This is a genomic window from Antarcticimicrobium luteum, from assembly GCF_004358185.1.
Taxonomy (GTDB): domain Bacteria; phylum Pseudomonadota; class Alphaproteobacteria; order Rhodobacterales; family Rhodobacteraceae; genus Antarcticimicrobium; species Antarcticimicrobium luteum.
Genome location: NZ_SMUV01000068.1, coordinates 101,615 through 127,371 on the forward strand (window position 1 = coordinate 101,615; position 25,757 = coordinate 127,371).

The 25,757-nt window shown below is 64.9% G+C and carries 22 protein-coding genes and 1 pseudogene; 6 read left to right on the forward strand and 17 right to left on the reverse strand.

The features are described 5' to 3' along the window. The first annotated feature begins 94 nt into the window (after positions 1 to 94). Together E1832_RS13565 and E1832_RS13570 are read left to right on the forward strand one after the other, a co-directional pair. Positions 95 to 1,459, forward strand: coding sequence for a formimidoylglutamate deiminase (locus E1832_RS13565; RefSeq protein ID WP_133360300.1), 1,365 nt, complete (start codon positions 95 to 97; stop codon positions 1,457 to 1,459). Beyond that, complete coding sequence (locus tag E1832_RS13570) at positions 1,456 to 2,169, forward strand: histidine utilization transcriptional repressor HutC (RefSeq protein WP_133360301.1); 714 nt, start codon at positions 1,456 to 1,458, stop codon at positions 2,167 to 2,169. The genes E1832_RS13565 and E1832_RS13570 overlap by 4 nt, the downstream gene beginning before the upstream one ends. 55 nt (positions 2,170 to 2,224) lie before the next feature. Here E1832_RS13570 and E1832_RS13575 read toward each other — a convergent pair whose 3' ends face one another. The 5 genes from E1832_RS13575 to E1832_RS13595 form a co-directional block, all read right to left on the reverse strand. Further along, entirely contained in the window at positions 2,225 to 5,272 is a 3,048-nt protein-coding gene (locus E1832_RS13575) for an efflux RND transporter permease subunit (protein ID WP_133360302.1), read from the reverse strand. Beyond that, entirely contained in the window at positions 5,269 to 6,330 is a 1,062-nt protein-coding gene (locus tag E1832_RS13580; protein WP_133360303.1) for an efflux RND transporter periplasmic adaptor subunit, read from the reverse strand. The genes E1832_RS13575 and E1832_RS13580 overlap by 4 nt, the downstream gene beginning before the upstream one ends. Further along, a complete protein-coding gene (locus E1832_RS13585) occupies positions 6,327 to 7,463 on the reverse strand; it encodes an efflux RND transporter periplasmic adaptor subunit (RefSeq protein ID WP_165978887.1) in 1,137 nt (378 codons plus the stop codon). Before E1832_RS13585 ends, E1832_RS13580 begins: the two co-directional genes overlap by 4 nt. Continuing rightward, positions 7,460 to 7,879: a MarR family winged helix-turn-helix transcriptional regulator gene (locus E1832_RS13590; RefSeq protein ID WP_165978888.1), complete on the reverse strand. Its 420-nt coding sequence runs from the start codon at positions 7,877 to 7,879 to the stop codon at positions 7,460 to 7,462. Before E1832_RS13590 ends, E1832_RS13585 begins: the two co-directional genes overlap by 4 nt. 227 nt (positions 7,880 to 8,106) lie before the next feature. Further along, complete coding sequence (locus E1832_RS13595; RefSeq protein WP_133360306.1) at positions 8,107 to 9,909, reverse strand: histidine kinase N-terminal 7TM domain-containing protein; 1,803 nt, start codon at positions 9,907 to 9,909, stop codon at positions 8,107 to 8,109. A 372-nt stretch (positions 9,910 to 10,281) separates the two neighbouring features. On the opposite strand from E1832_RS13595, the pseudogene E1832_RS23270 reads away from it, so the two are divergent. After that, a pseudogene (locus E1832_RS23270) lies at positions 10,282 to 10,986 on the forward strand (IS6 family transposase). A 161-nt stretch (positions 10,987 to 11,147) separates the two neighbouring features. Here E1832_RS23270 and pcaF read toward each other — a convergent pair. The 3 genes from pcaF to E1832_RS13615 are packed head-to-tail and all read right to left on the reverse strand — an operon-like array spanning position 11,148 to position 13,737. After that, positions 11,148 to 12,347, reverse strand: a complete 1,200-nt coding sequence (pcaF, locus tag E1832_RS13605; RefSeq protein WP_133360307.1) for a 3-oxoadipyl-CoA thiolase — start codon at positions 12,345 to 12,347, stop codon at positions 11,148 to 11,150. Then, positions 12,347 to 13,033 carry a 3-oxoacid CoA-transferase subunit B gene (locus E1832_RS13610; RefSeq protein ID WP_133360308.1) on the reverse strand — a complete coding sequence of 229 codons (687 nt, stop codon included), beginning with the start codon at positions 13,031 to 13,033 and terminating at the stop codon, positions 12,347 to 12,349. The genes pcaF and E1832_RS13610 overlap by 1 nt, the downstream gene beginning before the upstream one ends. Beyond that, positions 13,030 to 13,737: a 3-oxoacid CoA-transferase subunit A gene (locus E1832_RS13615; protein ID WP_133360309.1), complete on the reverse strand. Its 708-nt coding sequence runs from the start codon at positions 13,735 to 13,737 to the stop codon at positions 13,030 to 13,032. The genes E1832_RS13610 and E1832_RS13615 overlap by 4 nt, the downstream gene beginning before the upstream one ends. A 103-nt stretch (positions 13,738 to 13,840) precedes the next feature. Here E1832_RS13615 and E1832_RS13620 point away from each other — a divergent pair, with 103 nt between their 5' ends. Further along, positions 13,841 to 14,590 (forward strand): IclR family transcriptional regulator domain-containing protein, encoded by a 750-nt coding sequence (locus E1832_RS13620; protein ID WP_133360310.1) that lies wholly within the window; start codon positions 13,841 to 13,843, stop codon positions 14,588 to 14,590. Positions 14,591 to 14,852: 262 nt separating this feature from the next. Here E1832_RS13620 and E1832_RS13625 read toward each other — a convergent pair whose 3' ends face one another. Next, the gene (locus E1832_RS13625) at positions 14,853 to 15,653 is read right to left on the reverse strand and encodes an SDR family oxidoreductase (protein WP_165978889.1); all 801 of its coding nucleotides are present in this window, start codon (positions 15,651 to 15,653) and stop codon (positions 14,853 to 14,855) included. 74 nt (positions 15,654 to 15,727) lie between these two features. On the opposite strand from E1832_RS13625, the gene E1832_RS13630 reads away from it, so the two are divergent. Both E1832_RS13630 and E1832_RS13635 read left to right on the forward strand, forming a co-directional pair. Further along, positions 15,728 to 16,192 (forward strand): DUF3237 domain-containing protein, encoded by a 465-nt coding sequence (locus E1832_RS13630; protein WP_133360312.1) that lies wholly within the window; start codon positions 15,728 to 15,730, stop codon positions 16,190 to 16,192. Positions 16,193 to 16,333: 141 nt separating this feature from the next. Beyond that, a complete protein-coding gene (locus E1832_RS13635) occupies positions 16,334 to 16,984 on the forward strand; it encodes a GntR family transcriptional regulator (protein ID WP_165978890.1) in 651 nt (216 codons plus the stop codon). A 4-nt stretch (positions 16,985 to 16,988) separates the two neighbouring features. On the opposite strand, the gene E1832_RS13640 is transcribed toward E1832_RS13635, so the two are convergent. From E1832_RS13640 to E1832_RS13675, 8 genes are read right to left on the reverse strand one after another with little or no spacing between them, the layout of a single operon-like run. Beyond that, entirely contained in the window at positions 16,989 to 17,291 is a 303-nt protein-coding gene (locus E1832_RS13640) for an EthD family reductase (protein ID WP_133360314.1), read from the reverse strand. Positions 17,292 to 17,300: 9 nt separating this feature from the next. Next, complete coding sequence (locus E1832_RS13645) at positions 17,301 to 18,461, reverse strand: thiolase family protein (RefSeq protein WP_133360315.1); 1,161 nt, start codon at positions 18,459 to 18,461, stop codon at positions 17,301 to 17,303. Between the two features lie 4 nt (positions 18,462 to 18,465). Further along, positions 18,466 to 19,926 (reverse strand): pyruvate carboxylase, encoded by a 1,461-nt coding sequence (locus E1832_RS13650; RefSeq protein WP_133360316.1) that lies wholly within the window; start codon positions 19,924 to 19,926, stop codon positions 18,466 to 18,468. A gap of 11 nt (positions 19,927 to 19,937) precedes the next feature. Then, the gene (locus tag E1832_RS13655) at positions 19,938 to 21,299 is read right to left on the reverse strand and encodes an acetyl-CoA carboxylase biotin carboxylase subunit (RefSeq protein WP_133360317.1); all 1,362 of its coding nucleotides are present in this window, start codon (positions 21,297 to 21,299) and stop codon (positions 19,938 to 19,940) included. A 3-nt stretch (positions 21,300 to 21,302) separates the two neighbouring features. Further along, a complete protein-coding gene (gene accB, locus E1832_RS13660; protein ID WP_133360318.1) occupies positions 21,303 to 21,797 on the reverse strand; it encodes an acetyl-CoA carboxylase biotin carboxyl carrier protein in 495 nt (164 codons plus the stop codon). Positions 21,798 to 21,825: 28 nt separating this feature from the next. After that, positions 21,826 to 23,598 carry a pyruvate, phosphate dikinase gene (locus E1832_RS13665; RefSeq protein WP_133360319.1) on the reverse strand — a complete coding sequence of 591 codons (1,773 nt, stop codon included), beginning with the start codon at positions 23,596 to 23,598 and terminating at the stop codon, positions 21,826 to 21,828. Between the two features lie 4 nt (positions 23,599 to 23,602). Then, positions 23,603 to 24,208: a hypothetical protein gene (locus tag E1832_RS13670; protein ID WP_133360320.1), complete on the reverse strand. Its 606-nt coding sequence runs from the start codon at positions 24,206 to 24,208 to the stop codon at positions 23,603 to 23,605. Further along, entirely contained in the window at positions 24,205 to 25,683 is a 1,479-nt protein-coding gene (locus E1832_RS13675; RefSeq protein ID WP_133360321.1) for a class I adenylate-forming enzyme family protein, read from the reverse strand. The genes E1832_RS13670 and E1832_RS13675 overlap by 4 nt, the downstream gene beginning before the upstream one ends. Between the last annotated feature and the right edge of the window lie 74 nt (positions 25,684 to 25,757).

The window sequence follows — 25,757 nt, forward strand, 5'->3', positions numbered from 1 at the left end:
CCGTCTCCGGATTGTTTTCCGTGCTAATATGTTTAGACTTATATGTGGTCAATGTCTAAACTTAATTGATGCTTGAAAACAATGGGACGGGAAGATGACGGTGCTATGGGCGGAACGGGCGCTGTTGCCCGATGGCTGGGCGGACAATGTCCGGGTCACGCTGGACGATGCCGGGCGGATTACGGGCATCGCCCGGGGCGCGGCGCCGGCGGGGCAGCGTGTCGAGCTGTTGTTGCCGGCGGTGGCGAATGTGCATTCGCATATCTTCCAGCGCGCCATGGCCGGCCTGGCAGAGGCGCGCGGGCCGCATCCGCGCGACACCTTCTGGACCTGGCGCCGGATCATGTATCATTTTCTCGATCATCTGACGCCCGACGATGTCGAAGCGATCGCCGCGCTGGTGCAGATGGAGATGCTCGAGGCCGGCTATGCCACCAATGTCGAGTTTCACTATCTGCATCACCAGCCGAGCGGCGCACCCTATGCCAATCCGGCCGAGATGTCCGAGCGCATTGCCGCCGCCGCCGCGCGCAGCGGGATCGGCCTGACGCTGTTGCCGGTGCATTACCAGTTCGGCGGCTGCGACCGGCGCCCGCTGGGGTCCGGCCAGCAGCGGTTCGGCACCACGCCCGAGGGGTTCGCGCGGCTGCTCGACGGGGCCGAGGCGGCGCTGACGGGGCTGCCTGCCGATGCCGGGATCGGCGTGGCGCCGCATTCCCTGCGCGCCGTCGCGCCCGAGGGGCTGCGGTTCTGTACGCAATTGCGGCCGGATCGTCCGCTGCACCTGCACCTGGCCGAACAGATCCCGGAGATCGAGGAGGTGCGGGCCGCCTATGGCCTTCGTCCGGTCGAATGGCTGCTGGAGAATTTTGCCCCCGATCCGCGCTGGACACTGATCCACCTGACCCACATGACCGATTCCGAGACCCGCGATCTGGCCGCCACCGGGGCGCTGGCCGGGCTGTGTCCGATCACCGAATCGAGCCTGGGCGACGGTATCTTCAACGGCGTCGCCTGGCAGCGGGCGGGCGGGCGGATCGGCTTTGGCTCGGACAGCAATATCCGCATCTCGCTGGTCGAGGAACTGCGGACCCTGGAATACAGCCAGCGCCTGCGCGAGCGCGCCCGCGCCATCTATGCCACGCCCGACCGCTCCACCGGGCGGGTGCTCTATGAGGCCGCGCTGGACGGCGGGGCGAGCGCCGCAGGACGCGACACCGGGGCCATCGCACCGGGCATGTGGGCCGATCTCTGCGCCGTCTCCCGCCGCAACCCGGTACTGGCCGGGCGTGACGGCGACGCCATGCTCGACAGTCTGATATTTTCGGGCGGCGCGGGGCTGATCACCGATGTCTGGGCCGCCGGGCGTCATCTGGTGCGGGACGGACGGCATATGGACCGCGACCGCATTGTGTCCGATTATCTGACCTTTATCGGCAAGCTGCAGGAGAGATTGTGACAGAGCGCGAGGCCCTCCCGAGCGGCGGCAAGGCCGCCTATATCACCGAAGAGGTGCGCCGCCGGATCATCGAAAAGGAATGGCGCCAGGGCGAACGCATTCCCGACGAGGCGGAGTTGGCCGCCGAATTCGGCGTGGCGCGCGCCACGGTGAACAAGGCGTTGCAGATGCTGGCCGAGGAGGGGCTGCTGGACCGCCGCCGCCGTGCCGGCACCCGGGTCGCGGTCAACCCGGTGCGCAAGGCGAGTTTTTCGATCCCGATCGTGCGCGAACAGGTCGAGGCGGCGGGAATGAGCTATAGCCACCGGCTGATCTCGCAAAGCCGCAGCCCGCTGCCGGAGCGGCACGCGGCGCGGCTGGGCCTGCCAGCGGGCGAGGTGTTGATTCATCAGCGCGCGGTGCATTACGGCGACCGCCGTCCGTTTCAGCTTGAGGATCGCTGGATCAATCCGCGCGCGGTGCCGGGCATCGAAACGGTGGATTTCCACCATATGAACGCCAATGAATGGCTGGTCCGCAACGCCCCCTATCTGCGGGCGGAGCTGAACTTTTCCGCCTGTTCCGCCGGGGTGCGCGACGCCCGGCTGCTGGAGACGAAACCGGAGCAGGCGCTGCTGATCCTCAACCGGACCACATGGAACGACAGCGGCCCGATCACGACGGTGCGGCTGGCCTTTCATCCCGGCTATGTGATGACGGCGACGACCTGAACGCCGGAGGCACCCCGCGCGCCCCGGTCAGGGCCGCAAGGAACCGGATCCGGTCTTAAGTGGCCGCGTCCCCGCGCTTCACCCGGAACACCGCAAGATAGAGCGCGGGAACGAAGACCAGCGTGATGACCGTGCCGGCGATGATGCCGCCCATCATGGCAAAGGCCATCGGCCCCCAGAAGACCTGGCGCGAGATCGGGATCAGGGCCAGACTGGCCGCCGCCGCGGTCAACAGGATCGGGCGCGCGCGGCTGTCGCTGGCCTCGAATACCGCGTCCCAGGCGCTGCGTCCCTTGTCGCGCAGAACCTCGATCTCATGGACCAGGATGATCGAGTTTCGGATCAGGATGCCGACCAGCGCCAGCACGCCGAGGATCGCCACGAACCCCAGCGGCGCGCCGGACAGCCCAAGCGCGATGACCACGCCGATCAGGCCGAGCGGCGCGGCGCAGATCACCACGAAGGCCAGCCGGAAGCTTTGCATCTGGATCATGATCAGGGTCAGCATGATCAGCGTCATCAGCGGCACGACAGCGGCAATCGGTCCCTGGCTGTCGGCGCTGGATTCCACGGTGCCGCCGACCGTGACGGCATAGCCGGGCGGCAGCGCCGTGTCGAAGGCGGCGACCTTGTCCGCCAGGTCGCTGACAACGGTCGCGGGCTGATCGTTCGTGGCGATGTCCGCCTTGACGGTGATCGTCGGCATCCGGGTGCGCTGGTGGATGACCGGCTGTTCGGTCCCATAGTCGAGCGTGGCGACCGAGCGCAGCGGAATGGTCCTGCCGTCAACGGTGCCCAGTTGCAGCCCGGCCAGCGCCTCGACCGACTGGCGCGAATCCGCGTCGCCGCGCGCGACGATATCGACAAGATAATCCGCATCGCGCAGCTGGGTCACGCTGGCGCCGTCATAGATCGCGTTGAGCGAGGCCGCGATGTTGCGCGGGGTGATGCCCAGCTGGCGCGCCTTGTCCTGCAGGATGTTCACCCGGACCACGCGGGCCGGTTCGTTCCAGTCCATGATGGTGTTGGTCAGGCGCGAGTCGGTGGAAATCAGCGCCGCCAGTTCGCGGGCGCGATCGCGCAGCACCGCGATGTCCGGCCCGCTGATCCGGTATTGCGCCGGGCGGCCGACCGGGGGGCCGACCTCAAGCAGTTTGACAAAGGCATCGACGCCGGGAAACTCGTTCCTTGCGACGGCGTTCAACTCGGCGCGCAGCGCGTCGCGGGCCTCGATCCCCGGGGTCTGGATCACGATCTGGCCGATGTTGGGCTCGGCCGTCAGCACATCCAGCGACAACAGGAAACGCGGTGCGCCCCGGCCGACATAGGACGACCAGAACAGCACGTTCTCATTGTCTTTCAGATGCGCCTCCAGCCGGTTCATCTGGGTCCGGGTTTCCGTGATCGAGGCGTTTTGCGGCAGCGTCATGTCCACCAGCAACTCGGGCCGGTCGGAATTGGGAAAAAACTGGTTCTCAACGAACCGCATGGCCCAGATCGACGTGGCAAAGGCCGCAACCGTCAGGACCACGGTCAGCCAGCGAAACCGCATCGCGGCGCGCAGCAGGGCATGAAACGCCCGCCGGATCCGGCCCGGGCCGGCATCGACATGTTTCATCCTGGCCGGCAGAAACGTCACCCCCAGAAGCGGCGCGAACAGCACCGCGACGATCCAGCTGACCAGCAGCGACACCGCGATCACGACAAACAGCGAAAAGGTGAATTCCCCCGCCGCCGACGAGTTGAGGCCGATCGGAATGAAGCCCGCGACGGTGACCAATGTGCCCGACAGCATCGGAAAGGCGATCGAGGTCCAGGCGTAGGAGGCCGCCGTCGTCAGGCTTTCGCCCCGCTCCAGCCGCGAGATCATGGTCTCGATCGCGATCATGGCGTCGTCCACCAGCAGCCCGAGGGCGATAATCAGCGCGCCAAGCGAGATCCGCTGCAGGGTAAAGCCGAAATAATCCATCACCAGAAAGGTGATCGCCAGAACCAACGGGATCGTCAGTGTCACCACTAAGCCGGCCCTCATGCCCAGGCTGACAAAACTCACCGCCAGAACGATCAGCACCGCCTCGAGCAGGGCTTGCAGGAAATGGCCGACCGCGTTGTCCACGACCTCTGGCTGATCGGCGACCTGATGGATGTCTATGCCGATCGGCAGATCGGCACGGGCTTGCGCGATCACCGCCTCCAGCTCGGCGCCGAAGTCGATGATATTCGCGCCCTTGCGCATCCCCACGGCCAGACCGACGGCCTCTTGCCCGTTAAAGCGAAACAGTTCGGTCGGCGGATCGACATAGCCCCGCCTGATGTCGGCGACATCGATCAGCCGGAAAAACCGGTCATCGACCCGCAGGTTGATGTCCTCGAGACTGGCGACATCGCTGAATTGCCCGCCGATGCGCACCAGGACACGCTCTTTGCCCGCGTCGATGACCCCCGATGGCACGATTGCGTTCTGCGCCGCCAGCGTCTCCTGCACCGCCTGCTGGTTCAGCCCCAGCGCCGCCAGCCGTTCGGTGGAAAACTCCAGATAGATGGCCTCGTCGCGGGTGCCGAAAATCTCGATCTTGCCGGCGTCGTCCAGCGCCTGAATGGCGCGGCGGGCGCGTTCGGCGTAATCGCGGACCTCGCGCGGGGAAAAGCCGTCCGAGGTGAACGCATAGATATTGCCAAAGACATCGCCGAAATTGTCGTTGAACCGGAACCCGGCAAACTCTTCGGGGAAATCGCCGCGAATATCGCCCATCATGTTGCGCACGGTCTGCCAGATCCGCGGCAACTCGTCAGCCTTGGTGGTCGGCAGCAATTCGAGATAGACGATCGCCTCGCCCGGGCGGGTGACCGATCGGGTGAAATCCAGCTCTGGCAGGTCTTCCAGCTTCTTTTCTATCCTGTCGGTGACCTGGGTTCGCGTTTCCTGCACGTCGGCCCCCGGCAGCGCGCCGGCGATGACCATGACCTTGATCGAGAAATTAGGGTCTTCCTCGCGCCCGATGTTCACATAGGACAGCGCCCCCGCAAGGACCGAGATCACCATCAGGAACCACACGAACGACCGATGGTTGAGCGCCCAGTCAGACAGGTTGAAACGTTTCATTCCGACACGCGTGGGCCGACGAGCTGCCCATCCTCAAGTGAATTGATGCCTTTGGTGACGACCTCGTCGCCCGGAGCGAGGCCCCGGGTGATCTGGACAAGCGGGCCGATTGTCCGGCCCAGCGTGACCGGGGTGCGGTGGACCGTGTCGGTGCTGCGGTCCACGACCCAGACAGCGGCGGCCCCGTCCGGGTCGAGGATGGCCCTGCGGTCCAGGATCACCCCTACGTCGGCGCCGGCCGACGGGCTGACCCGCACCAGCGCGCCAAGACGGAATCCCACAGGCGGATCGGTCAGGGTCAGATGCAGGCCGCGGGTCCGGGTGGTGCGCGCGGCGACCGGATCAACCCGCGTCAGCGTGGCCCGGGCCGTCACCTCGGGATTGGCGGTGAGGGTGGCGTCGAACACGGTGCCGATGCTGAGAGTGGCCGCATCCTTTTCGACCACGTCGATGGCGATCTCGCGCGTCCCGGTGCCGGCCAGCCGCACCACCGGCTGTCCCCCCGTGAGAGAGGCGCCGGCCTCGGCAAAGACCTGGGTGACGACGCCATCCTCGGGGGCCGTCATGGTGGCAAAGTCGCGCATGTCCTCGGCGCGCGCCAGACCCGCCTGCGCCTGTTCCAGCCGCGCCTCGGCCGCCGTCAGCGCCCGTTCGGCATCCTCCAGCCGCGTGGCGCTGCCAACGCCGCTGGCCGACAAGGTGCGGGCCCGCTCCTCGGCGTTGCGGACGGTGCGCAATTGCGCGGTCGCAACGATGACGCCGGCCCGGGCGGCGCGGACGTCGGCCTCCAGATCCTCGGGGTCGAGCCGGGCGAGGACATCGCCAGCGTGAACCAGATCGCCGACCTCGACCGGCCGTTCCGCGATGGTGCCGCTCATCGGGAAACCCAGGTCGGTCTCGGTGCGCGCCTCGACAATTCCGACAAAGCTGATCCGGTCCCCGGCGCGGGGGTCGGCCAGTTCCGAGACGACCGGACGGGGCGGCGGCGCGGCGGACGGGGCCGTGTCTTCGGCAAAGGCGGGCAGCGCAAGCAGGCAAAGAAGAACTGCGATCCTCATTGGCTGACCTCCGCCTGACGAACCACCCGGCCGGGGTAGAGCAACTGCGATCCGCGCGCCACGACGAGCGCGCCATCCTCCAGCCCGTCGGCAACGATGACCTGTCCGGTGGTGAACCGGGCGACCGTGATCCGGCGAATCGAAACCGCCATCGTGCCGGGATCCACCACCCAGACCGCGGGGCCCTCTGCGGTGGCAGTCAGGGCCGTGTAGGGCAGGGAAATGCGGGTCGCGCCCTGGATCCATCCGGTGCCGCGAACGGCATCGCCATAGGCCAGGTTCGCGGGCGGATCGAGGACCGAGACGGTGACCTCAACGGTTCCGGTGGTCGGATCCACCAGCGGCGAAATCTCGCGGAGCTGGCCGGCGAAACGCTCGGATGGATGCTCCAGCAGTGTCAGATCGATGGCCTCCAGCGACAGATCTCTGGTCAGCAGGACCTCGGGCACATCGAAGATCGCGTCGATGCCGCGCCCGAGGGCCAGTTCAATCACCGGCTGCGCCGCGCCGACCACCTGCCCCGGCTCGGCCATGCGATCGATCACGGTGGCATCCGTCGGCGCCAGCAGAACGGTGTCCTCCAGCGCGGTTTTCGCGCGGTCGAGATCGGCCTGCGCCTGGGTCAGGACCCCCTCGGAGATCCGCAGCGCGTCCTCGGCGTTGTCGCGCGCGGTCCGGGTGGTTGCGCCGCGTTCCAGCAGGGCCTCCTGACGCAGAAGATCCTCGATCGCCTGGCGGTGGTCTGCCTCGGCGGTCGACAGGCCGGCCTCGGCGGCGCGCAACGCCTGTTCCTGCTGCACCGAATCCATCCGCGCCAGAGGGGTGCCCTGCGCGACGATGTCGCCCTCCTGGTACAGTACTGCGCCGACCCGGCCGCCGGTGGGAAAGGACGCGCTGAGCGTGGCGCGGGCGACGACCTCGCCGGTGAGAGAGTGGCTTTGGATGTCCGGGGCCGGGGTGGCGGTCACCAGCTCCACCGCCAGCGGCTCTTCGGCGCGGGCAGGGGGAACGGCCAGCGCCAGCAGGAGAAAGCCCGCCGCCGTCAACCGGCCGGCCGAGCGGACGATGCCCGGCGCGATCAGGCCGGGCCAGCGCCCGGAACCGGCGGCCCGGAGATATGAGAACCCCCTCATTTCATCAACTCCTGCGTATAGCCGCATTCAATGATGTTGCGGCGGACCTTGTGCATCATTTGACCTAACGCCCCGATCTCAGCGGCGGACAGGCCGGTGACGGACCGGAACATTTCAGCCGACAGCGCCATGATATGAGATTGCAGCGCGCGGCCCTTGTCGGTGACGTCCAGCAGCCAGGCCCGCCGATCCTCGGGGTCGCGCCGGCGGCGGATCAGGCCGGCCTCCTCCAGACGATCGGCAATCGCCGTCAGGGTCGAGGGCAGGACCAGCATCTCCTCGGCCAGGGAGCCCATTCTCATTGGCTCGGTCAATCGGATGAGCATGAGAATATCATTCTTGGGGACGGTTTGATCCAGGTCCGCCGCCTCGATCCGCGCCTCCAGCGTTTCGTGAAGGAGGTGGATGGAGATCATCAGATCTATCTCCGGGGACATGGCGTCGGACCTCTTGTTGCACTGGCCAAGGTGCCGCGGATCATCGGTTCGCGACACCATTTATTTCATCAGATGAAACATTTATAGATTGAAGTAAAGATGCCGGGGCGATCATGCAAGGGCCGCTGACGGGATCTCCCGGTCAGCGGCGGCCGTTTTGGATCGCATCGCTCAGAATCTAGCCGTTTGCTGCGGCGGCGTGAGCCTCAGTGCGTCCGCGCCCGGTGCGATGCGAGCGGAATGTCGATGTGAAAGGTGGTGCCGAGGCCGACGCGGCTCTCATAGGAAATGGCGCCGCCCATACGCTCGATCAGCCGCTTGGCGATGTGCATCCCCAGACCGGTGCCGCCGGAGGCCCGCGTCGACGAGCTGTCGACCTGATCGAACCTGCCGAACACCTTGTCCTCGGCGTTTTCCGGAATGCCGATCCCGCTATCCCGGATCGACAGCCTCAGCGTGGCGCCTGTCGCGCTGACGGAACATTCGACGACACCGCCTTCGGAAGAGAACTTGACGGCATTTGACAGAACGTTTCCGACCACCTGCTTCAAACGGAAGGGATCCACATGCACCCGGCTGTGCGCATCATCCGAGACGACGGAGAGCCGGACGTTGGTCTGAGCGGCGTACGCGTCGTATTCCTGTACGGTCTCACGCAGGAATTCGGTTGGGTTCACCTCCTGAAGATCAAGCTTGATCTCGTTCAGGTCGAGTTTCTGAAGATCCAGAATGTCGTCGATCAGCTTTTGCAGCCTGATGCTGTTTTTCTGGGCGATCCCCAGCAATTTTCTCACGGGCTCGCTGACATCACCGGCGACGCCATGAAGCACCAGGTCCAGCCCGCCCCTCAGAGAGGTCATGGGCGTGCGCAATTCATGGCTGATCACCGCAAGAAATTCGGTCTTTGCACGGTTGGCGGTCTCGGCCCGCTGCAGGGCAACCCGCAGCGCCTCGGCCGAGCGTTCCCTTTCGGTGATATCGACCAGGGACACCGACCAACCCAGCAGATTGCTTTTGGTCTGGATCGGGCTCGCAATCAGGAGCGCGCGGGGATCATAGATACGGTTTCCGTACCGGATCGGCTCGGCACAGGTGAGTTCACCCGTTTCCGCGAGAAAACTCAGCATCGGGCCGATCTTTTCCAGGTGGCCGAGCGATCCGCCGCGCTCTGGCATCTGGTCCCCGAACAACTCCGTCGCGGCCGAGTTTGCGCCGGTGAACCGACCGGCGCCATCCATTATGATCACCGGGTCGTGCGTGGCGTAGAACAGCAGATCGCGACCCAGCGCCTCGGTATCCATCATCCGGTTGTTCACAAGCAACCAGCTGAAGGAGATGAGCGCGCCGCTGAACATGAACGAGGTCGGATCGAATCCGAGGATGGTGAACCCCCAGCGGACATAGGCCACATTTGCCGCCAGCGGGGCGATGGTGATGAGGATCAGGACCGCCAGGAAGGGGCGGATGTTTCGTTCGGCGTTTACGAAGGCATAGGCGAGAACGCCCAAGGCACTCATCACAAAGACATAAAGGCCCGCGGCGATCACATAGAACAGCGGCCCGTGCACGAAGACGACATAGGCCTCGGCCCCCTCGGTCACAAGATGGGTATCGAGGTCATACAGCAGGTGGTGCTGACTGTTGGTAACGGCGATCGCGCTGACCAGAAACGGCAGGCCGACGTAGCACAAAAGGCGGAACGGATTGCTCCCCCCTTTGGTGTTCACCGTGTAGTCGAACAGAAAGAACGCCCAGGCCATCGGCAACAGCGTTATCGCAGGCCAGGCCGCCAGCGCCCAGCTGACCTTGCACGACAGGCCCTGCGAGGACATCTCGAACCCGACGACGAAGATCCACCACAGCATTGCGACGAAGGACAGAACAAAGGCGGGTTTTCCGGCAAAGCGATGATTCCGCGCCACCCAGACAAGCACAAGCGCGGCCACCGCCCACAGCGTCGCGACCGCGGCGGATACGACCGTGAAGTCCAAATTCGTCAGGCAGGTCATGGTCCACCCTTACAGATCAGCTTTGCCTGCCGCGCCGCGTCGGGCCGGGGCGATGCTGCGATTGCGGCATTTCGGTATACACATCTATTCGAATTGCTCACAACAGGCAGCAGTCCTTTGTATATTAACCAATATCAATGGGGATTTGACTGTCGAAGATGTTGAAAAAAAGGCAAAATTGCGGAACCTGCTGGTCCGTCTACCTGATTTCAGGCGCCTTGCGCCGCCCTTTTTTCGGCACTTGACCCGCGACCGGAATGGGTACCGGTCGCGCGGCGTCCGGCACCGATGCGCCTTTGTTCAATCGGGTCTGTTGCATTAATCGATGTCAGATTGCAGTTTAAGTTGCCCCACAGTTTCGAGAGGCCAATCATGCAACGCAGTCCTTTCAAGCATCATCGCTTTCCGCCTGACGTGATCTTGTGCGCCGTACGTTGGTATTGCCGCTTCGCGCTATCATGCCGTGATGTTCGTGATTTGCTGTCAGAGCGTGACATTGATGTGGATGCCTCCACGATCCACCGATGGGTGCGCAAGTTCGGACCTGAGATTGCGAAGCGATCATTCAAGCATCGGTCATGGCGGGGCTTAAACTGGCATGTCGACGAAACCTACATCAAAGTGGGTGGAAAGTGGCGGTACCTTTGACGTGCGGTTGATCAATGCGGCCAATTTGTAGATTTTCGTCTCACAGCGCGGCGCGATCTCAAAGCAGCAAGGGCGTTTCTGAAGCAGGCCTGCGAGAATGCCCGCCTGTACCAGCCTCGCACGATCACCACGGACAAGGCACACAGCTATGTACGCGTAATTGGTGAAATGAACCAATTTGAGCTTCCAGGCGAAGGCATACTGCACAACAATCGCAAGTGGGAGAACAACCGGATCGAGAGCGATCATGCCGCCCTCAAAAAACTCATCACACCCATGCGCGGCTTCAAGTCCCGGTCATCTGCAAAAGCTACTCTGCGCGGGATCGAAGCGATCCGAACCATCAAACGCGGTCATGTCTATGGCAAGGACCCAGGGATCACAGGCGAAGTCCGTTTCGTGGAAAGCCTCTTCGGGATGGTCGCGTGAGCGCGGCGTTCTAACCAGCCAAATCCTAGGCTGAGACAAATAATGCAACAGATCCGACCGGCGAGACACCGCGCGCCTTCCGCGAAAGAATGCGGCGCGGCCCGCCGGCCGGATTGACAGCGGCCCGCCGCCGTTGCTGCGCCGGGCCGCCGGCGACGGTCTCAGACCGCCTCGAGCGCGATGGCGATGCCCTGCCCCACACCGATGCACATCGTGGACAACGACTTCTCGCCCGGCTTCAGCTCCAGCATGGCGGTGCCGGTGATCCGCGCGCCCGACATCCCCAGCGGATGCCCCAGCGCGATCGCCCCACCGTTGGGGTTCACCCGCGGATCGTCATCGGCGATGCCCAGTTCGCGCAGCGTCGCCAGCCCTTGGCTGGCAAAGGCCTCGTTCAGCTCGATCACCGCGAAATCCGCCTGCGTCAGGCCCAGCCGCGCCATCAGCTTTTTCGAGGCGGGCGCCGGGCCGATGCCCATGATCCGCGGCGGCACCCCCGCCGTCGCCCCGCCCAGAACGCGGGCAATCGGGCGCAGGCCGTTCCGTTCGGCCGCCTCTCTGGTCGCAAGGATCAACGCCGCCGCGCCATCGTTCACCCCGGAGGCGTTGCCCGCCGTCACCGTGCCGTCGGCCTTGACGAAAGTGATCAGCTTTTGCAGGTCTGCCGGCGCGGTCTGCGGACGCGGATGTTCGTCCATGTCCACGACGAGGGGATCGCCCTTTCGCCGGGGAATGATCACCGGGGTGATTTCCTTTGCCAGGCGGCCGCTGTCCATCGCGCGTCCCGCCTTTTGCTGCGACCGCAGGGCAAAGGCATCCTGATCGCTGCGGGAAATGTCAAAGTCCTCAGCCACGTTCTCGGCGGTTTCCGGCATGGAATCGACGCCGTATTGCGCCTTCATCAGCCTGTTGACGAAACGCCAGCCGATGGTGGTGTCATGCACCTCGGCCGCGCGGGAAAAGGCGCCGGTCGCCTTGGGCATGACAAAGGGTGCCCGGCTCATGCTTTCGACGCCACCGGCCACGATCAGCTCGGCCTCGCCGGCACGGATCGCCCGGGCGCCGGTGATGATCGCATCCATCCCCGACCCGCACAGCCGGTTGATGGTGCTGCCCGGCACCGTTTCGGGATAGCCTGCCAGCAGCAGCGACATGCGCGCCACGTTGCGGTTGTCCTCGCCCGCCTGGTTGGCGCAGCCGAAGATCACCTCGTCGACCGCCGCCAGATCCAGATCCGGGTTGCGCGCGGCCAGCGCCCTGAGCGGGATCGCCCCCAGATCGTCGGGGCGCACCGCTGACAATACGCCGCCGTAGCGGCCGATCGGGGTGCGGATATAATCACAGATAAAGACGTCTTGCATCACAGGGTCTCCGGTACAATCAGGTCGGCCGGCCCGCCGTCGGTGTGCAGGGTCGCGCCCGTCACCGCCTGCAGGTCCGCCATGGAAATCCGGGGCAGTTTTTCGCGCAGCACGAAATGCCCGTCCTCGACATCGATCACCGCCAGCGAGGTGTAGACGCGCGTCACGCACCCCTTGCCCGTCAGCGGAAAGCTGCATTGCTCGACCAGCTTGGGCTGGCCGTCCCGGGTCACGTGGTCGGTGACGACCGCAACCCGCTTGGCGCCATGCACCAGGTCCATCGCGCCGCCCACCGCCGGCACGCCGCCGCGCCCGGTGGACCAGTTCGCCAGATCGCCGTTCTGCGCCACCTGGAACGCGCCGAGGATCGCCACATCCAGATGGCCGCCGCGCACCATGGCGAAGCTGTCGGCATGGTGAAAGAACGCTGTGCCGGGGCGGACCGTGATCGCCTTCTTGCCGGCGTTGATACAGTCCCAGTCCTCCTGCCCTGGCTCGGGGGCGGGGCCGAAATCCAGCACGCCGTTTTCGGTGTGAAAGATCGCCTGCCGGCCTTCGGGCTGGAATTGGGCGACCATCTCGGGAAACCCGATGCCGAGGTTGACATAGGCGCCGTCGACGATGTCCTGCGCCGCGCGCCATGCGATCTGGGCGTTGGTCAGTTTGATCTCGCTGATATCGGTCATGGGTATACCGCCCCCTCGCGGTTGAGCACCTCTTCCTGCGCCGGGTTCGTCACCTCGACGACGGCATCGACGAAAATCCCCGGTGTCACCACATGCTCGGGGTCGATCCCGCCGAGCGGCACAATGCGGCTCGCCTGCACGATGCTGCGCCTCGCCGCCATCGCCATGATCGGATTGAAGTTCCGCGCCGCCATCCGATAGGTCAGATTGCCGTGCGGGTCGGCGCACTCCGCCTTGACCAGCGCGTAATCGGCCTTCAGCCAGCGTTCCTGAATATAGGCGTGCCCCTCGAACTCCTCCACCGGCTTGCCCTCGGCCAGGTCGGTGCCATAGCTGGTGGGCGTGTAGAACGCCGGAATGCCCGCGCCGCCGGCGCGAATGCGTTCGGCCAGCGTCCCCTGCGGCACGATCTCCAACTCGATCTTTCCCGCCTTGTAGAAATCGTTGAACACCGTGGGATCGGCGGAACGCGGAAAGGAACAGATCAGCCGGCGCACCCGGCCCTGTTCGATCAGCGCGGCCAGCCCGACATGCCCGTTGCCGGCGTTGTTGTTGATGACCGTCAGATCCCGGGCGCCCTGATCGATGAGGGCGTGAATCAGTTCGAGCGGCGCGCCCGAGCCGCCGAAGCCGCCGATCATGACGGATGCGCCATCGGGAATATCGGCGACCGCCCCGGCCAGAGATGAGATTGTTTTGTCCATGCGGAATCCTCCTGCCCGGCAGTGCTAGGCGCAATTTCAGGTCGTTTCCAGACGTCTCGTTCGCATATTGACATTTGTTCAAAATGTCGGTCGTCATGGTCGCATGGTGAACAGAACCGACCTCATAGGCTCTCTGGCCAAGGGGCTGAGCGTGCTCGAAGTGTTTGGCGGCGATACCCCGCGCCTGTCGATCGCAGAGGTGGCCGAGGCGACCGGGCTGGACCGGGCCACCGCGCGGCGGTGCCTGCTGACCCTGCGCGAGCTCGGCTATGCCGATTTCGACGGAAAATATTTCCAGCTCACCCCGCGGGTGCTGCGGCTGGGCACCGGAGCTTTCGCGGCGATGCCGTTGCCGCAGATCGTGCAGCCCTGGCTGGACCAGCTGTCCGAGCGGATCGGGCAATCCAGTTCGGTTTCGATCCTCGATGAGACGGAAATCGTCTATGTCGCCCGCGCGGCGCAGCGGCGGGTGATGTCCATCGGGCTGATGCCGGGATCGCGCCTGCCGGCGCATTGCGCCTCGATGGGGCGCGTGTTGCTCGCGGCGTTGCCGCCGCCGCAGGCACGCGCGTTGATCGACAGGTCGGACCTGACACCGCGCACGGTCAACAGCGTCACCGACCCCGACGAGATCATGGAACGAATCGCCCAGGTCCGGACCGACGGCTTTGCTGTCATCGAACAGGAGGTCGAGATCGGGCTGCGCTCGCTCGCGGTGCCGGTGCTGAACGCCCGCGGCCTCGTGGTCGCCGCGCTCAACACCGGCCTGGCCGCCTCCGATGCGGATCTCGTCCGCGACTACCTGCCCGAGCTGCTTCGGGTACAGGTCGGGTTGCGCAAGACCCTGACCTGACGCTCGACACGGTGTCCGGGCTGACATCGCGGATCGGCCTTGCCCGCCGTTGCGCGGCGAAAGACAGGGCTCCACCCGGTTCGTTCCGCAGTCATCCGCCAGTTTCGCCGCGCCGGGTCGGGCCCGGGTCGCCGCGCCATCCGGGTTGCCGCACCATGGCGCAGGAGACGGTCTGCCGACCTTGCGCACCGCGTCAGACGCACAAAAGGCGGTCGCCGGAAAGCGGCCTAAATCCGGGCGCCGCCGGTCTCACCTCTTTGCCTCAGGCCGAAAGGTTCGCTCCGCCGTTCACAAAGACCACCTGCCCGGTGATGAACTCTGCGGCGGGAGAAGCCAGGAACCGGATGATCTCGGTATAGTCCCTGGGTTCCACCGCGCGACCCGAGGGGTTGCTGTCGCGGGCGTGGTCCATCAGGCTTCTGGTTTCATCCTCGCCAAAGATGTGCCGGACGGCCTCGGTGCCGACAATGGAGGGCGCGATGGAGTTGATGCGAATTCCGCGCGGCGCGAGTTCGGTCGCCATGTAACGGATCAGCGCCTCTGTCGCCGCCTTTCCGACACCGATGGCCGCGTAGTTCTTCACGACGATCCGGCCCCCCCGGCTGGTGAAAAAGAAAATCGTCGACCCGCGGTCCAATAGCTCGTCGAGAGTCTGAACAAGGTAAAGGATCGACAGACTGTTGGTCTCTACCGCCCGGGCCATCCTGGCCGGGTCGGATTGCAACACCGGGACGGCATAGGCGTCGACCGCGCAGTGAACGGCCATTTCGACCCGCGCGCCGTCATTGCGGACGGCGTCTGCGATCTTCTGGCATCCTTCGACCGTGCCCGCGTCGGCCTGCACGACGAGCGTTCTGGCCCCGCGGTCCCGCACCTCCCGCGCGGTCGCCTCTGCCGAAGCACCATCGGAATTGAAGTTGATGACGATGGTTTTTCCCGGTTCGGCAAAGGCGAGCGCGACGTCCCGGCCAATACCCTTTGAGCCGCCTGTAATGACGATTGCCATGGTGTGAATACCCTCCAAAATCATCGTTCGATATAGCATAACGAAATCGTAGTGCAATATTGCCCTATACATCGAGCCCCTTCGCAACCTAAACTTGGAAAAACCGAAGATGCCTGCCGGAGACGCGCGAAATGACCGACTGGACGATACCCCGCACGACACCTCTGGCGGTGATGACGGCGGACCTCGGACCGCCGCAATCTCATGGCGAGACACCCCGGGGCAATCGCAAGATCGTCCCGGTGACCGGGGGCACGGTGGAGGGGCGGATCAACGGACGGATTCTGCCGTTCGGAGGGGACTGGGCCCTGACCCGCACCGACGGGGTTCTGGAACTAGACGTGCGCCTGACGATCGAAACATCCGAAGGGGCGCTGATCCATGTCACCTATGCCGGCATGCGGCACGGGTCGGCGGCAGACCTCGCGGCGCTGGCACGCGGGGACCATGTCCCGCCGGAGCGCTTGTATTTCCGCATCCTTCCAAGGTTCGAAACATCCGCGCCCGCTTGGCTCTGGCTGAACCGCATTCTCTGCGTCGGATATGGCGAACGGTTGAAAAGCGGACCGCGCTACCACTTGCACGAGATATTGTAGTACAATAATTGCCAATACGGTGTGCCAACCGGTTTTCCAAAACCGCATTGGTCAAAGGCAGAGGACCGGAACGTGAAGAAAAACGAAGCGCCTTCGGCTGACACGACGACAAAACGGGTTCTTCAGAGTTCCCCGGACATCGTGTTCAACGCAATCATCACTGGAATCCGAAGTGGATCTCTGGTCCCGGGGCAGCGATTGGTCGAGGCCGATCTGACAGAGAGCCTGGGCGTCAGCCGTGGCCCCGTGCGCGAGGCGCTGAAACGGCTGGCCGCGGAAGGGGTTGTCACGCTGAACGCCAACCGCGGGGCCTTTGTCCGCGCCCTCAACCGCAAGGATGCGGATGATTTGCTGCGGGTGCTGGAAGTGAACTGCGCGCTCGGCGCCCGGCTGGCCGCCCGCAAGATCGAAGAGGGCTATATGCGGGCGGAGTTCGAGGCCGCGGCCGAAGAGCTCCTGTCGCATGAGGCCAGGGGCGATTCCCACGATTTCATCGAAGCGCGGCGCAAATTCTATGACGTGCTGTTCATGGTGACCGACAACATGGAGCTGCACAGGATCATTCCGCTGATGAACATCCATCTGCTGCGCCTGCAGTTCCAGACCCGGGTATCCGAAGCGGACCGCAAGAAACGGTTCGACGAATACCGGGCGGTGATCTCGGCGATCCTGACCGCGCAGCCCAAGCGGGCCGGGCGGCTGATGGCAATCCATATCCGTCGCACGCGCCTTTCGATCTCGCGCCTGACGGATGATGCCTTCCGCACCGGGCTGACCCGCGCCGACGGATAATGCGTCAGTCCGCGGACCACGTCCCCATCAGGATCACTGGTGTCACCCCGGTGAAATTCGCAATGTCCGCCTGGGTTTCCGCGCCATGTGCGGTCAGCGCGGCCTGAGCGGCCCCGGCGTCGTCAAACCGCAGCTCGGCCACCAGCTGGAATGGCGCCGACGGGTCGGCCTCGCTCGGGCACCAGTACCCCAGCTCCCGCATCCCCATCGGATCCAACAGACGCCGCACCAGCGGCAGGTGGCTGGCGCGATAATAGTCCAGATCGACAGGACCACCGGCCGGATAAAGCACCGTAACGATGTACATCCCCGCCCCCTATAGCCGCTCGAACAGGGTGGCATTGGCCAATCCGCCGCTTTCGCACATGCTCTGAACCCCGTATTTTCCGCCGGTTTCATCCAGCGCGGCAAGCAGGTTGGCCGTCAGACGCAGGCCCGAGGCCCCGACAGGATGGCCAAGGGCAATCGCGCCGCCATATCGGTTCACGCGGTCGGGATCGGCTCCGATCTCCTGTTGCCAGGCCAGAACCACGCTGGCGAAGGCTTCGTTGATCTCAAAGGCGTCGATCCTGTCGGCGCTCAGGCCCGTGCGGGCCAGCAGTTTGCGGGTTGCGGGAATCGGCCCCGTCAGCATCATGACCGGGTCATCCCCGACCACCGCAAAGCCAGTGATTGCCGCCCGCGGGGAAAGGCCAAGTTTCGCCGCCGTCGCCTCCTCCATTATCAGCGCGCAGGCGGCCCCGTCGGTGACCTGGCTGGAGTTTCCGGCCGTCACCGACCAGTCGATCCGCGGGAAACGCCTGGCCATCTCTGGATCTTCAAACGCCGGGCGCAGGCTCGCCAGCTTCCCGAGGCTGGTGTCGGCGCGGATCCCTTCGTCCCGGTCCACGTTGCCGACCGGCATGATATCCCGGGCAATCCTGTCGCGGGCGCCCTCCGCGCGATTGTGCGATCTGAGCGCGAAAGCGTCCATTTCACTCCGCCCGAGCTGCCATTCCGCGGCGATCAGTTCGGCAGAGATACCCTGGTGCACCATGCCGGCGGGATAGCGCGCGTGATACATCGGGCCCATGTTGTCCTTGCCCATGCGGTTGGATTTCGCCGACACCCGGCTCATCATCTCGACCCCGCCGGCAATGACGATGTCATATGCCCCGGCGATGACACCCTGCGCCGCAAAGTCCAGCGCCTGCTGGGCCGAGCCGCATTTGCGGTCGATGGTCAGGGCCGGCACGCTTTCCGGAAGGCCTGCGGCCAGAACCGCCTGCCGCCCGATATTCGCGGACTGCTCGCCGACCTGAATGACGCAGCCGGTGATCACGTCCTCGATCAGGGCCGGGTCGATACCGCTGCGGGCCACCAGCGTCTGCAGCACCTGCGCATAAAGGTCCACCGGATGCATATGGCTGAGTGCGCCCCCCTCCCGGCCACGGCCGAAAGGGGTCCGCAGAATGTCGACGATCACCGCGCGGCGCATCGGATCAGGCCTCGCGCCGCAGCGACAGGTTCATCTGCGCCGACCTGATTTGAACCGCCGGGACGCTGGCAAGCTTCATCAGCTTGCGCACCTGATCCAGCTCCGGCGAGGACAGCAGCGGGAAATCCTGCCGCACCGGGCCCGCCGCCCGCATCCTAGCCAGCGCGGGTTCGGGCACCAGCGCCCTGAGGATCAGCTCGTCCGGGTCGGTCGTACCATACTGCTTTTGCAGATCCTCGATGGAGGGCTGGGGCGGCGGGCTCGCCAGAACCTCCCTGGCCCGCGAGGAGGTCATGATCTGGTCCAGCACATTCCCTTCGATCGGCGCCACCGTTTCGCCGTAGTATCCGGCGGCATATTGAATGACCTCGTCGGGAATGACCGAATAGCGTTTGCCCGTGACCACGTTCAGCACGGCAAGGGTTCCGACCAGTTGCGAGAACGGTGTCGCCATTCCGGGATAGCCCAGCTCGCGCCGCACCCTGGCGGTTTCCTCAAGCACATCGTCCAGCCGGTCCATCATGTTATGCTGGGCCAGTTGCGCCTTGAGCGTCCCGGTCATGCCGCCCGGAATCTGGTGATGCACGGCCAGCACGTCGTATTCATTGTGCTGATCGACAAGGAATCCGGCGGCGTGGCCGACGGCGCGGAAATGATCCTCGACCGGCTTGAACAGGCTTTTGTTCAGGCTGTGCGTATGGCCAAGCGTTTCGAGGTTCTTCACCACGCTTTCGGTCGAGGGAACCGAGGGCCCATTCGCCATGGGGCGGGAGGCGGTATGCAGGATCGTCACCCCAAGCTCCACGGCGTCGAGATATGCCTTGCCCGACAGGCCAAGGATATTGTTGGCGTGAAACTCCATCGGTTTGCCCTTGATCGCCTTCTGGATCGCCGGGACGAGGGTTTTCAGACGCTCCTTCTCCAATACGCCTGCGGTGTCATACAGCAGGATCGTATCGATATCCGGCGAGGCGGCCATCTGGCCCGCCTTTTCCGCAAAATACGCATCCGTGTGAACCGGAGACTGCACGAACATGATCGAGCCGGCGACTTCGGATCCGTATTCCTTGGCGACCTTGGCCAGCCGGTGAATCTTGTCGATGTTGTACAGCACGTCATAGATCCAGAAAGACCGGATGCCATGTTCGTTGAGCTGCCGCATCCAGAGATCCATCAACGAATCCGGCGTCACCCCAAAGGTAACGGACGCATTGGAACGCATCCCCCCGCGCAGCCGTGTGCGCGGCATGGAATTGACCAGCAGGTCGAGCCCTTCCCAGGGGTTTTCCTGCGCGTGCTTGATCAACACCTCCATCAGCGACGATCCGGCAAGGTCGATCACCCGGAACCCGGTGCGGTCAATCAGTGGTGAAACGGGCAGAGCCATGCCCGCCTGCATCCGCATGCCCCAGAGGCTCTGCTGGCCATCGCGCATGGTCTCGTCGAGAAATTCAACATGGGCCATCTGTCTCTCCTTCAGGCGGTTTCGAGCGCGGGGAGGACGCGGTCCTCCAGCCAGCGCGTGGTGATACGGTTGGACCGGAAATCCGGGTGGTCGATGATACGGGCGGCAAAGGGCAGCGTGGTCTTGATGCCCTCGATGCGGAAATCGTGGATCGCGCGCAGCATGGCCTCGATCGCGTCGTCGCGGGTCTTGCCCCGGGTGATGAGCTTGCCGACCATGCTGTCATAGAAGGGGGGAACCAGATCGCCGGGGCGGATATGGCTGTCCAGACGGATGCCCGGCGTGATCGGCGGTTCCCAGCCCGTGATCCTTCCGGGGGCGGGAGAGAACCCGTTTTCCGCATCCTCGGCATTGATCCGGGCCTCCAGCGCGTGGCCCTCTACCTTGATCTGGTCCTGCGTCAGTTGCAGGCCGGCCCCGCTCGCCGCGAGTATCTGGTGACGGATCAGGTCGACGCCGGTGATCTCCTCGGTGACGGGATGTTCGACCTGAATGCGCGAATTCACCTCGATGAAATAGAAATCCTCGCGCGCGATGTCATAGAGGAACTCGACCGTTCCGGCGCCGCGATATTTCGCGTGGGCACAGAGCCGGACCGCCGCGTCGTGCAACCGCTCCTGCAGCGCGGCCGGCATGGCGGTGACCGGGGCTTCTTCGATCAGTTTCTGGTAGCGGCGCTGAACCGAACAATCCCGGTCGCCGAAATGCAGCACGTTGCCCTCGCCGTCGCCGATGATCTGCACCTCGACATGCCGAGCCTGTTCGACGAACCGCTCCATGTAAAGCCGCCCATCGCCAAAGGCCGCTTCGGCCTCCCGGCTGGCTCGGGTAAAGGCGCTGGCCAGACCGTCGGCGGACCGGGCCAGGAACATCCCCTTGCCGCCCCCCCCGGCGCTGGCCTTCATCACCACGGGATAGCCCAACTCTTCGGCCGCGCCGGCCGCGTCGCCGGCAGTGTCGATCATGTCGGTGCCGGGGACAGTCGCCACCTCGGCGGCCCTGGCCACGGCAATGGCCGACAGCTTGTCGCCCATTGCCTCGATGGTTTCGGGCCTGGGGCCGATGAAGGTGATCCCCTCCTCTGCGCATCGGCGGGCCAGATCGGGCTTTTCCGACAGAAAGCCATAACCGGGGTGCAGCGCGTCGCAACCCGTGGCCCGGGCCGCATGCAGAACCAGGTCCGCATTGAGATAGCTTTTGGTGGCCTGCGAGGGGCCCAGAACCACGGCGCGGTCGGCCATCTGCGCGGGCAGCCCGTCGCGGTCGGCCTCCGAAACGCCGAGGACGGTTTCCAGCCCCATCTCCTTGGCCGTGCGCAGCACCCGTAGGGCGATTTCACCCCGGTTGGCCACAAAAATGCGGGAAATGGACATGGCTCAGACCTCGGGCTCGATCCACATCAGCGTGGCACCGAATTCGACCATTTCGCCGTCTTCGGCGACGATCTCGCGGACAATGCCCGTCATGCCGGCGCGGATCGTGGTGAACAGCTTCATCACCTCGACAAGACAGACCTCGGTCTCTTCGGTGACCTGGCCGCCGAGGGTCACATAGGGATCCGCCTCGGGGCTGGGGGCGCGGTAAAAGGTTCCAAGGTTGGGCGCCTTGATCGCCACCCAGCCGGTGCGGTCGGCGGCGGCGGCGGTCTCGACGCCACCCCCGGACGGCGGGGGAGGCGCCGCGCGATCCGGGGGTGATGCCGGCCCTGCGACCGGGGCGGGCGGGGCCGCAACGGCTGTCGCCGGGCCAGCCGCATTCGGATCCTTGGAGAGGAACATCTCTTCATCGCCAAGGGTCAGATGCATCTCCTTCCAGTCGGACTCTCCGAAAAGCTGGACCAAGGCTTCGATGTCAGTTTGTTTCAGTGTCATGGCTTTTCGGTCTTCCCTGTTGGATGGGTCATTCGGTGGCCGAGACGGCGACGGTGTCGCGATCCTCGGAAGGTCGGGCGCCGCGAATCGCGGCCAGCAGGATGGGCAGGCGCGGACGCCCGACGATTGTTTTCAGCCCGGCACGAAGGCCGGCGGCGATCCCCTTGTCGTCGGCCAATGCGCCGCCCCCGGCGATGTCGATGCCGGTAAGCAGCCGCGGCAGGTTTTCGATTTCGCTGCCGCCCTCGACGCGGTTGAGGTCCAGCGCCCCGCCGAGGGCGTCTTCGGGCAGGATCACTTTCACCGGGCTCAGCCGTTCGGCGATGCGGGTCAGGCGAACCAGGCCGGACAGGGCCGTCTCGTCCGGTTCCTGCACCGGCAGTTCGCCGTCGAAAATCAGCCCGCCGCTGCCGTCGACGGTGACCTTGCGCCCGGCCAGCGCGGTCACCGACCCCTCGCCACAGCCCGTCACGCAGGGCACACCAAGCGCCCGGCTGACCACGGCGGCATGGCTGGTCGAGCCGCCCCGTTCCGTCACCACCGCCAGGGCGGCGATCATGCCGTGCAGATCGTCAGGACTCGTCGTGGCGCGGGCAAGGATCACCGCCTCGCCGTTCTTCGCGCGCCGCTCGGCCTCGTCGCTGTCCGTCACCACGGTGCCGATGCCGATGCCCGGCGATGCCGCCTCCCCCCGGGCAAGTTGCTTCGCCCGGGCCGAGGCGCCTTCGGGCAGGCGGGGGGCCAGCAGGCTCCGCACCTGGTCCGGCGTGATGCGGGACAGTGCGGTTTTTTCGTCGATCGTGCCCTCGTCAAGCATGTCGCAGATGATCTTGAGCGCCGCCTCTGGCGCGCGCTTGGCGGCGCGGGCCTGCAACAGGTAGAGTGTGCCGTTTTGCACGGTGAACTCGATGTCCTGAACGTCGCGGTTTTCGATCTCCAGCATTCGGGCGGCTCGCAGCAGGGCGTCATGCGCCTCCGGCAGCGCGTCCAGCATCGTGTCCAGCCGCTGCGGGGTGAACTTGCCCGAAACCACATCCTCGCCCTGCGCGTTTGCCAGAAACTCGCCATATACAGTGGGCTCGCCATCAATCGGGTTGCGGGAGAACATCACCCCAGTGCCCGAAGTGCCGCCCATATTGCCAAATACCATGGCCTGAACCACCACGGCGGTTCCCAGATCGTCGGGGATGTCGTGATGCTTGCGATAGCGTTTGGCGCGGCGGGAATCCCAGCTGTCGAACACCGCGCGGACCGCCGCGTGCAGACGATCCGCCGGATCGGCGGGCAGAGTGCGCCCGCTGGCGGTCTCGATCCGCGCCGCCCAGTCCTGCGCGGTCTCGTCGTTCGAAAACTCACCGGCCTCGGTCTTGAGAACGATATGGGCATAAAGCTCATGGAACCGCCGGTGGGTGTCGCGGGCAAAAACGGGGTCACCGCATTCCTCGGCCAGGGCCGTTTCGGTGTCCGGCGTGATCCCCATGTTCAGCACGGTGTCCATCATGCCCGGCATCGAAATCGCGGCCCCGGAGCGGACCGAGACCAGCAGCGGCGACGGTCCCCTGCCATAGGTGCGCCCGGTTTGTTGCTCAAGCCAGGCGATGCCGTCCGCGATCTCGGCCTCGAGCCCTTCGGGATAGTCCTTGGAGCCGCGATAGGCGGTACAGGCTTCGGTTGTGATGACAAAGGCGGGCGGCACGGTCAGGCCAAGCGCGGCCATGCGGGCAACCGACCAGCCCTTGCCGCCGATCAGGGTTTTTTCGGGCAGGTGCGAGCCATCGAGTTTCAGGGTCCAGCGGGTCATCGGCCTACTCCAAACGCTCGCGCCCGAGAACGCGGATCAGATCTTCGTGCATTTCGAACCAGGCGGTGTGGTAGCTCATGCATTTCGCGTCCGAGACCCACTCCACATCGCCATCCTCGGCCTTTTCCAGCGCGGTCAGCAGCAGATCCTTCCAGACCGAAAGCCGGGGCAGACCCGCGGCCAGCCGGTCAAGGATCGGTTCGGCGCGTTCATGCAGATCGCCCAGCCTGTCGATGATCCGGGCGTCATGGTCGGGGTCGGAGTGATCGTTGGGCATGGACTGCCCGCCGACCTCGATCGTCTGCCATTCCGTGATCAGCGATTTGAGCTGTTCGTTGATGCGCTCAAAATCATCATAGGTTGCCTGAAAGGCCGCATCCGCGCGTTCATCCGCGAAATCCCGGGAATAGGCCGATTTCAGCGCGATCTGCGCGGTCGGGGTGAGCATGTATTTCTCACCGGATTTCATCGCACGTCCGCTGGTCACGGCCGCCGACAGATGTGTTTCTACGGCTTCCTCGGACAGGCCGGTGATCCGGGCGACCTCAGCGGCGCTGCCGTGTTTTTTGATCGCCAGCCCGTGCAGAGCCAGTTGCGGTGCTTTCATCATTCGGACATCTCCTTTGATCTGGCGTGCGCGATCAGTTCGTCGCGCACCTTGCGGCGGAGAATTTTTCCCGCGCCGCTTTTGGGCAGGTCCGGCCAGACCTCGACGCCCTTGGGACATTTATGACCCGCCAGACGCCGTTTGGCGTGGGCCAGCACCGCGTCGGGATCAAGGCCCGCAGCCCCGGACACCACCGCATAAACGCGGTCGCCCCATGTCTCGTCGGGCAGGCCGATCACCGCGGCCTCGACCACGCCCTCGACCTCAAGCAGGACATCCTCGACCTCACGCGGGTAGACGTTGTAACCACCGGAAATCAGCATGTCGTTCTTGCGGTCCAGGATGTAGAAAAACCCGTCTTCGTCCATCCGCCCCACATCGCCGGTGTGAAGCCAGCCGTTGCGAAAGGTTTTTTCCGTCGCTTCGGGCCGGTTCCAGTAATAGGCCATTGTCTGCGGGCCACGGCAGCAAATTTCGCCTGTCTCGCCGACAGGCACCTCGTTGTCGTCGTCGTCCAGCACCCGGACCTCGACAATCGTGAAGGGGCGCCCGCAAGAGCCGATGCGGTCATGATCCTCGGGTTTCAGGCAGGTGATGACCATCGGGCTTTCGGCCTGCCCATAGCTCTGAGCGAAGATCTTGCCAAATCGCGCTTCGGCACGCCGCAGCACGCTTTCGGCAATGGGAGAGGCGCCATAGGCGATGCGGCGGAAGTCGAAATCCGCGGCTTCACAGTCGGGATGCGCCAGGATCATCGACAGCATGGTCGGCACCAGAAAGGTCAGGGTGGCGTTTTCGGCTTGCGCCATCCCGATGAACTGTTCGGCATCGAACTTGGTCATCGTCAGGCTGCGCGCGCCGCGCACGAGGGCGGGCAGGAAAAAGGCGCCCGAGGCATGGGCGATCGGGGCCGCATGCAGAAAGGTGTCCCCTTCGCGGATATCGGGGATGAGATCGGTCAGAAAGGCCGAGAGTTCGGACAGCTCGCCGCGTTCGGTCAGCGTCACGGCCTTGGGTTTGCCCGTGGTGCCGCCGGTATACCCCATGCGGTAGGGCGCATCGAGCGCGCGGACAACCTCGCACGGCGCGGGGTCACCGGTGGCGATCATCTCTTTCAACTCGTCCAGGGGGATCGCCATCTCGACCGGCATCTCGTCGGACCCGGCATGGATCACCGCGCGTGACTGGCTGTCGGTCAGTTTGTAACTGTGGTCATCTATCGTTTCGCGCGTGTTCATCCCGACCCGCACCAGGCCGGCTTTGGCCAGCGCGTAATAGGCGATGATGCACTCCATGCAATTGGGCAGCAGCACACCGACCCGGTCCCCTGGCGTCAACCCCCGTGCCAGCAAGGCATTGCCCAGCCGGTCCGTGGCCGCGTCGAATTCCGCATAGCTCAGGGTGCGGCCATCCTGCACGAGGCAGGGGGCATCCTTGAATTGGCGCGCGGCGCGCCGGATCAGAGATCCGATTTGCATTGTCGATTTCCCATGTGTCCTGGTGCGGGAAGGGCGCAAGCCCTTCCCGGTGGTCCGTCTGTCCCGGCCCCGAA

Bases quoted from the DNA above. Each gene is read 5' to 3' on its own strand.
- E1832_RS13565 (WP_133360300.1), top strand. From the start codon at position 95: ATGACGGTGCTATGGGCGGAACGGGCGCTGTTGCCCGATGGCTGGGCG.
- E1832_RS13575 (WP_133360302.1), bottom strand. From the start codon at position 5,272: ATGAAACGTTTCAACCTGTCTGACTGGGCGCTCAACCATCGGTCGTTC.
- E1832_RS13580 (WP_133360303.1), bottom strand. From the start codon at position 6,330: ATGAGGATCGCAGTTCTTCTTTGCCTGCTTGCGCTGCCCGCCTTTGCC.
- E1832_RS13585 (WP_165978887.1), bottom strand. From the start codon at position 7,463: ATGAGGGGGTTCTCATATCTCCGGGCCGCCGGTTCCGGGCGCTGGCCC.
- E1832_RS13590 (WP_165978888.1), bottom strand. From the start codon at position 7,879: ATGATCTCCATCCACCTCCTTCACGAAACGCTGGAGGCGCGGATCGAG.
- E1832_RS13595 (WP_133360306.1), bottom strand. From the start codon at position 9,909: ATGACCTGCCTGACGAATTTGGACTTCACGGTCGTATCCGCCGCGGTC.
- pcaF (WP_133360307.1), bottom strand. From the start codon at position 12,347: ATGCAAGACGTCTTTATCTGTGATTATATCCGCACCCCGATCGGCCGC.
- E1832_RS13610 (WP_133360308.1), bottom strand. From the start codon at position 13,033: ATGACCGATATCAGCGAGATCAAACTGACCAACGCCCAGATCGCATGG.
- E1832_RS13615 (WP_133360309.1), bottom strand. From the start codon at position 13,737: ATGGACAAAACAATCTCATCTCTGGCCGGGGCGGTCGCCGATATTCCC.
- E1832_RS13620 (WP_133360310.1), top strand. From the start codon at position 13,841: ATGGTGAACAGAACCGACCTCATAGGCTCTCTGGCCAAGGGGCTGAGC.
- E1832_RS13630 (WP_133360312.1), top strand. From the start codon at position 15,728: ATGACCGACTGGACGATACCCCGCACGACACCTCTGGCGGTGATGACG.
- E1832_RS13640 (WP_133360314.1), bottom strand. From the start codon at position 17,291: ATGTACATCGTTACGGTGCTTTATCCGGCCGGTGGTCCTGTCGATCTG.
- E1832_RS13645 (WP_133360315.1), bottom strand. From the start codon at position 18,461: ATGCGCCGCGCGGTGATCGTCGACATTCTGCGGACCCCTTTCGGCCGT.
- E1832_RS13650 (WP_133360316.1), bottom strand. From the start codon at position 19,926: ATGGCCCATGTTGAATTTCTCGACGAGACCATGCGCGATGGCCAGCAG.
- E1832_RS13655 (WP_133360317.1), bottom strand. From the start codon at position 21,299: ATGTCCATTTCCCGCATTTTTGTGGCCAACCGGGGTGAAATCGCCCTA.
- accB (WP_133360318.1), bottom strand. From the start codon at position 21,797: ATGACACTGAAACAAACTGACATCGAAGCCTTGGTCCAGCTTTTCGGA.
- E1832_RS13665 (WP_133360319.1), bottom strand. From the start codon at position 23,598: ATGACCCGCTGGACCCTGAAACTCGATGGCTCGCACCTGCCCGAAAAA.
- E1832_RS13670 (WP_133360320.1), bottom strand. From the start codon at position 24,208: ATGATGAAAGCACCGCAACTGGCTCTGCACGGGCTGGCGATCAAAAAA.
- E1832_RS13675 (WP_133360321.1), bottom strand. From the start codon at position 25,683: ATGCAAATCGGATCTCTGATCCGGCGCGCCGCGCGCCAATTCAAGGAT.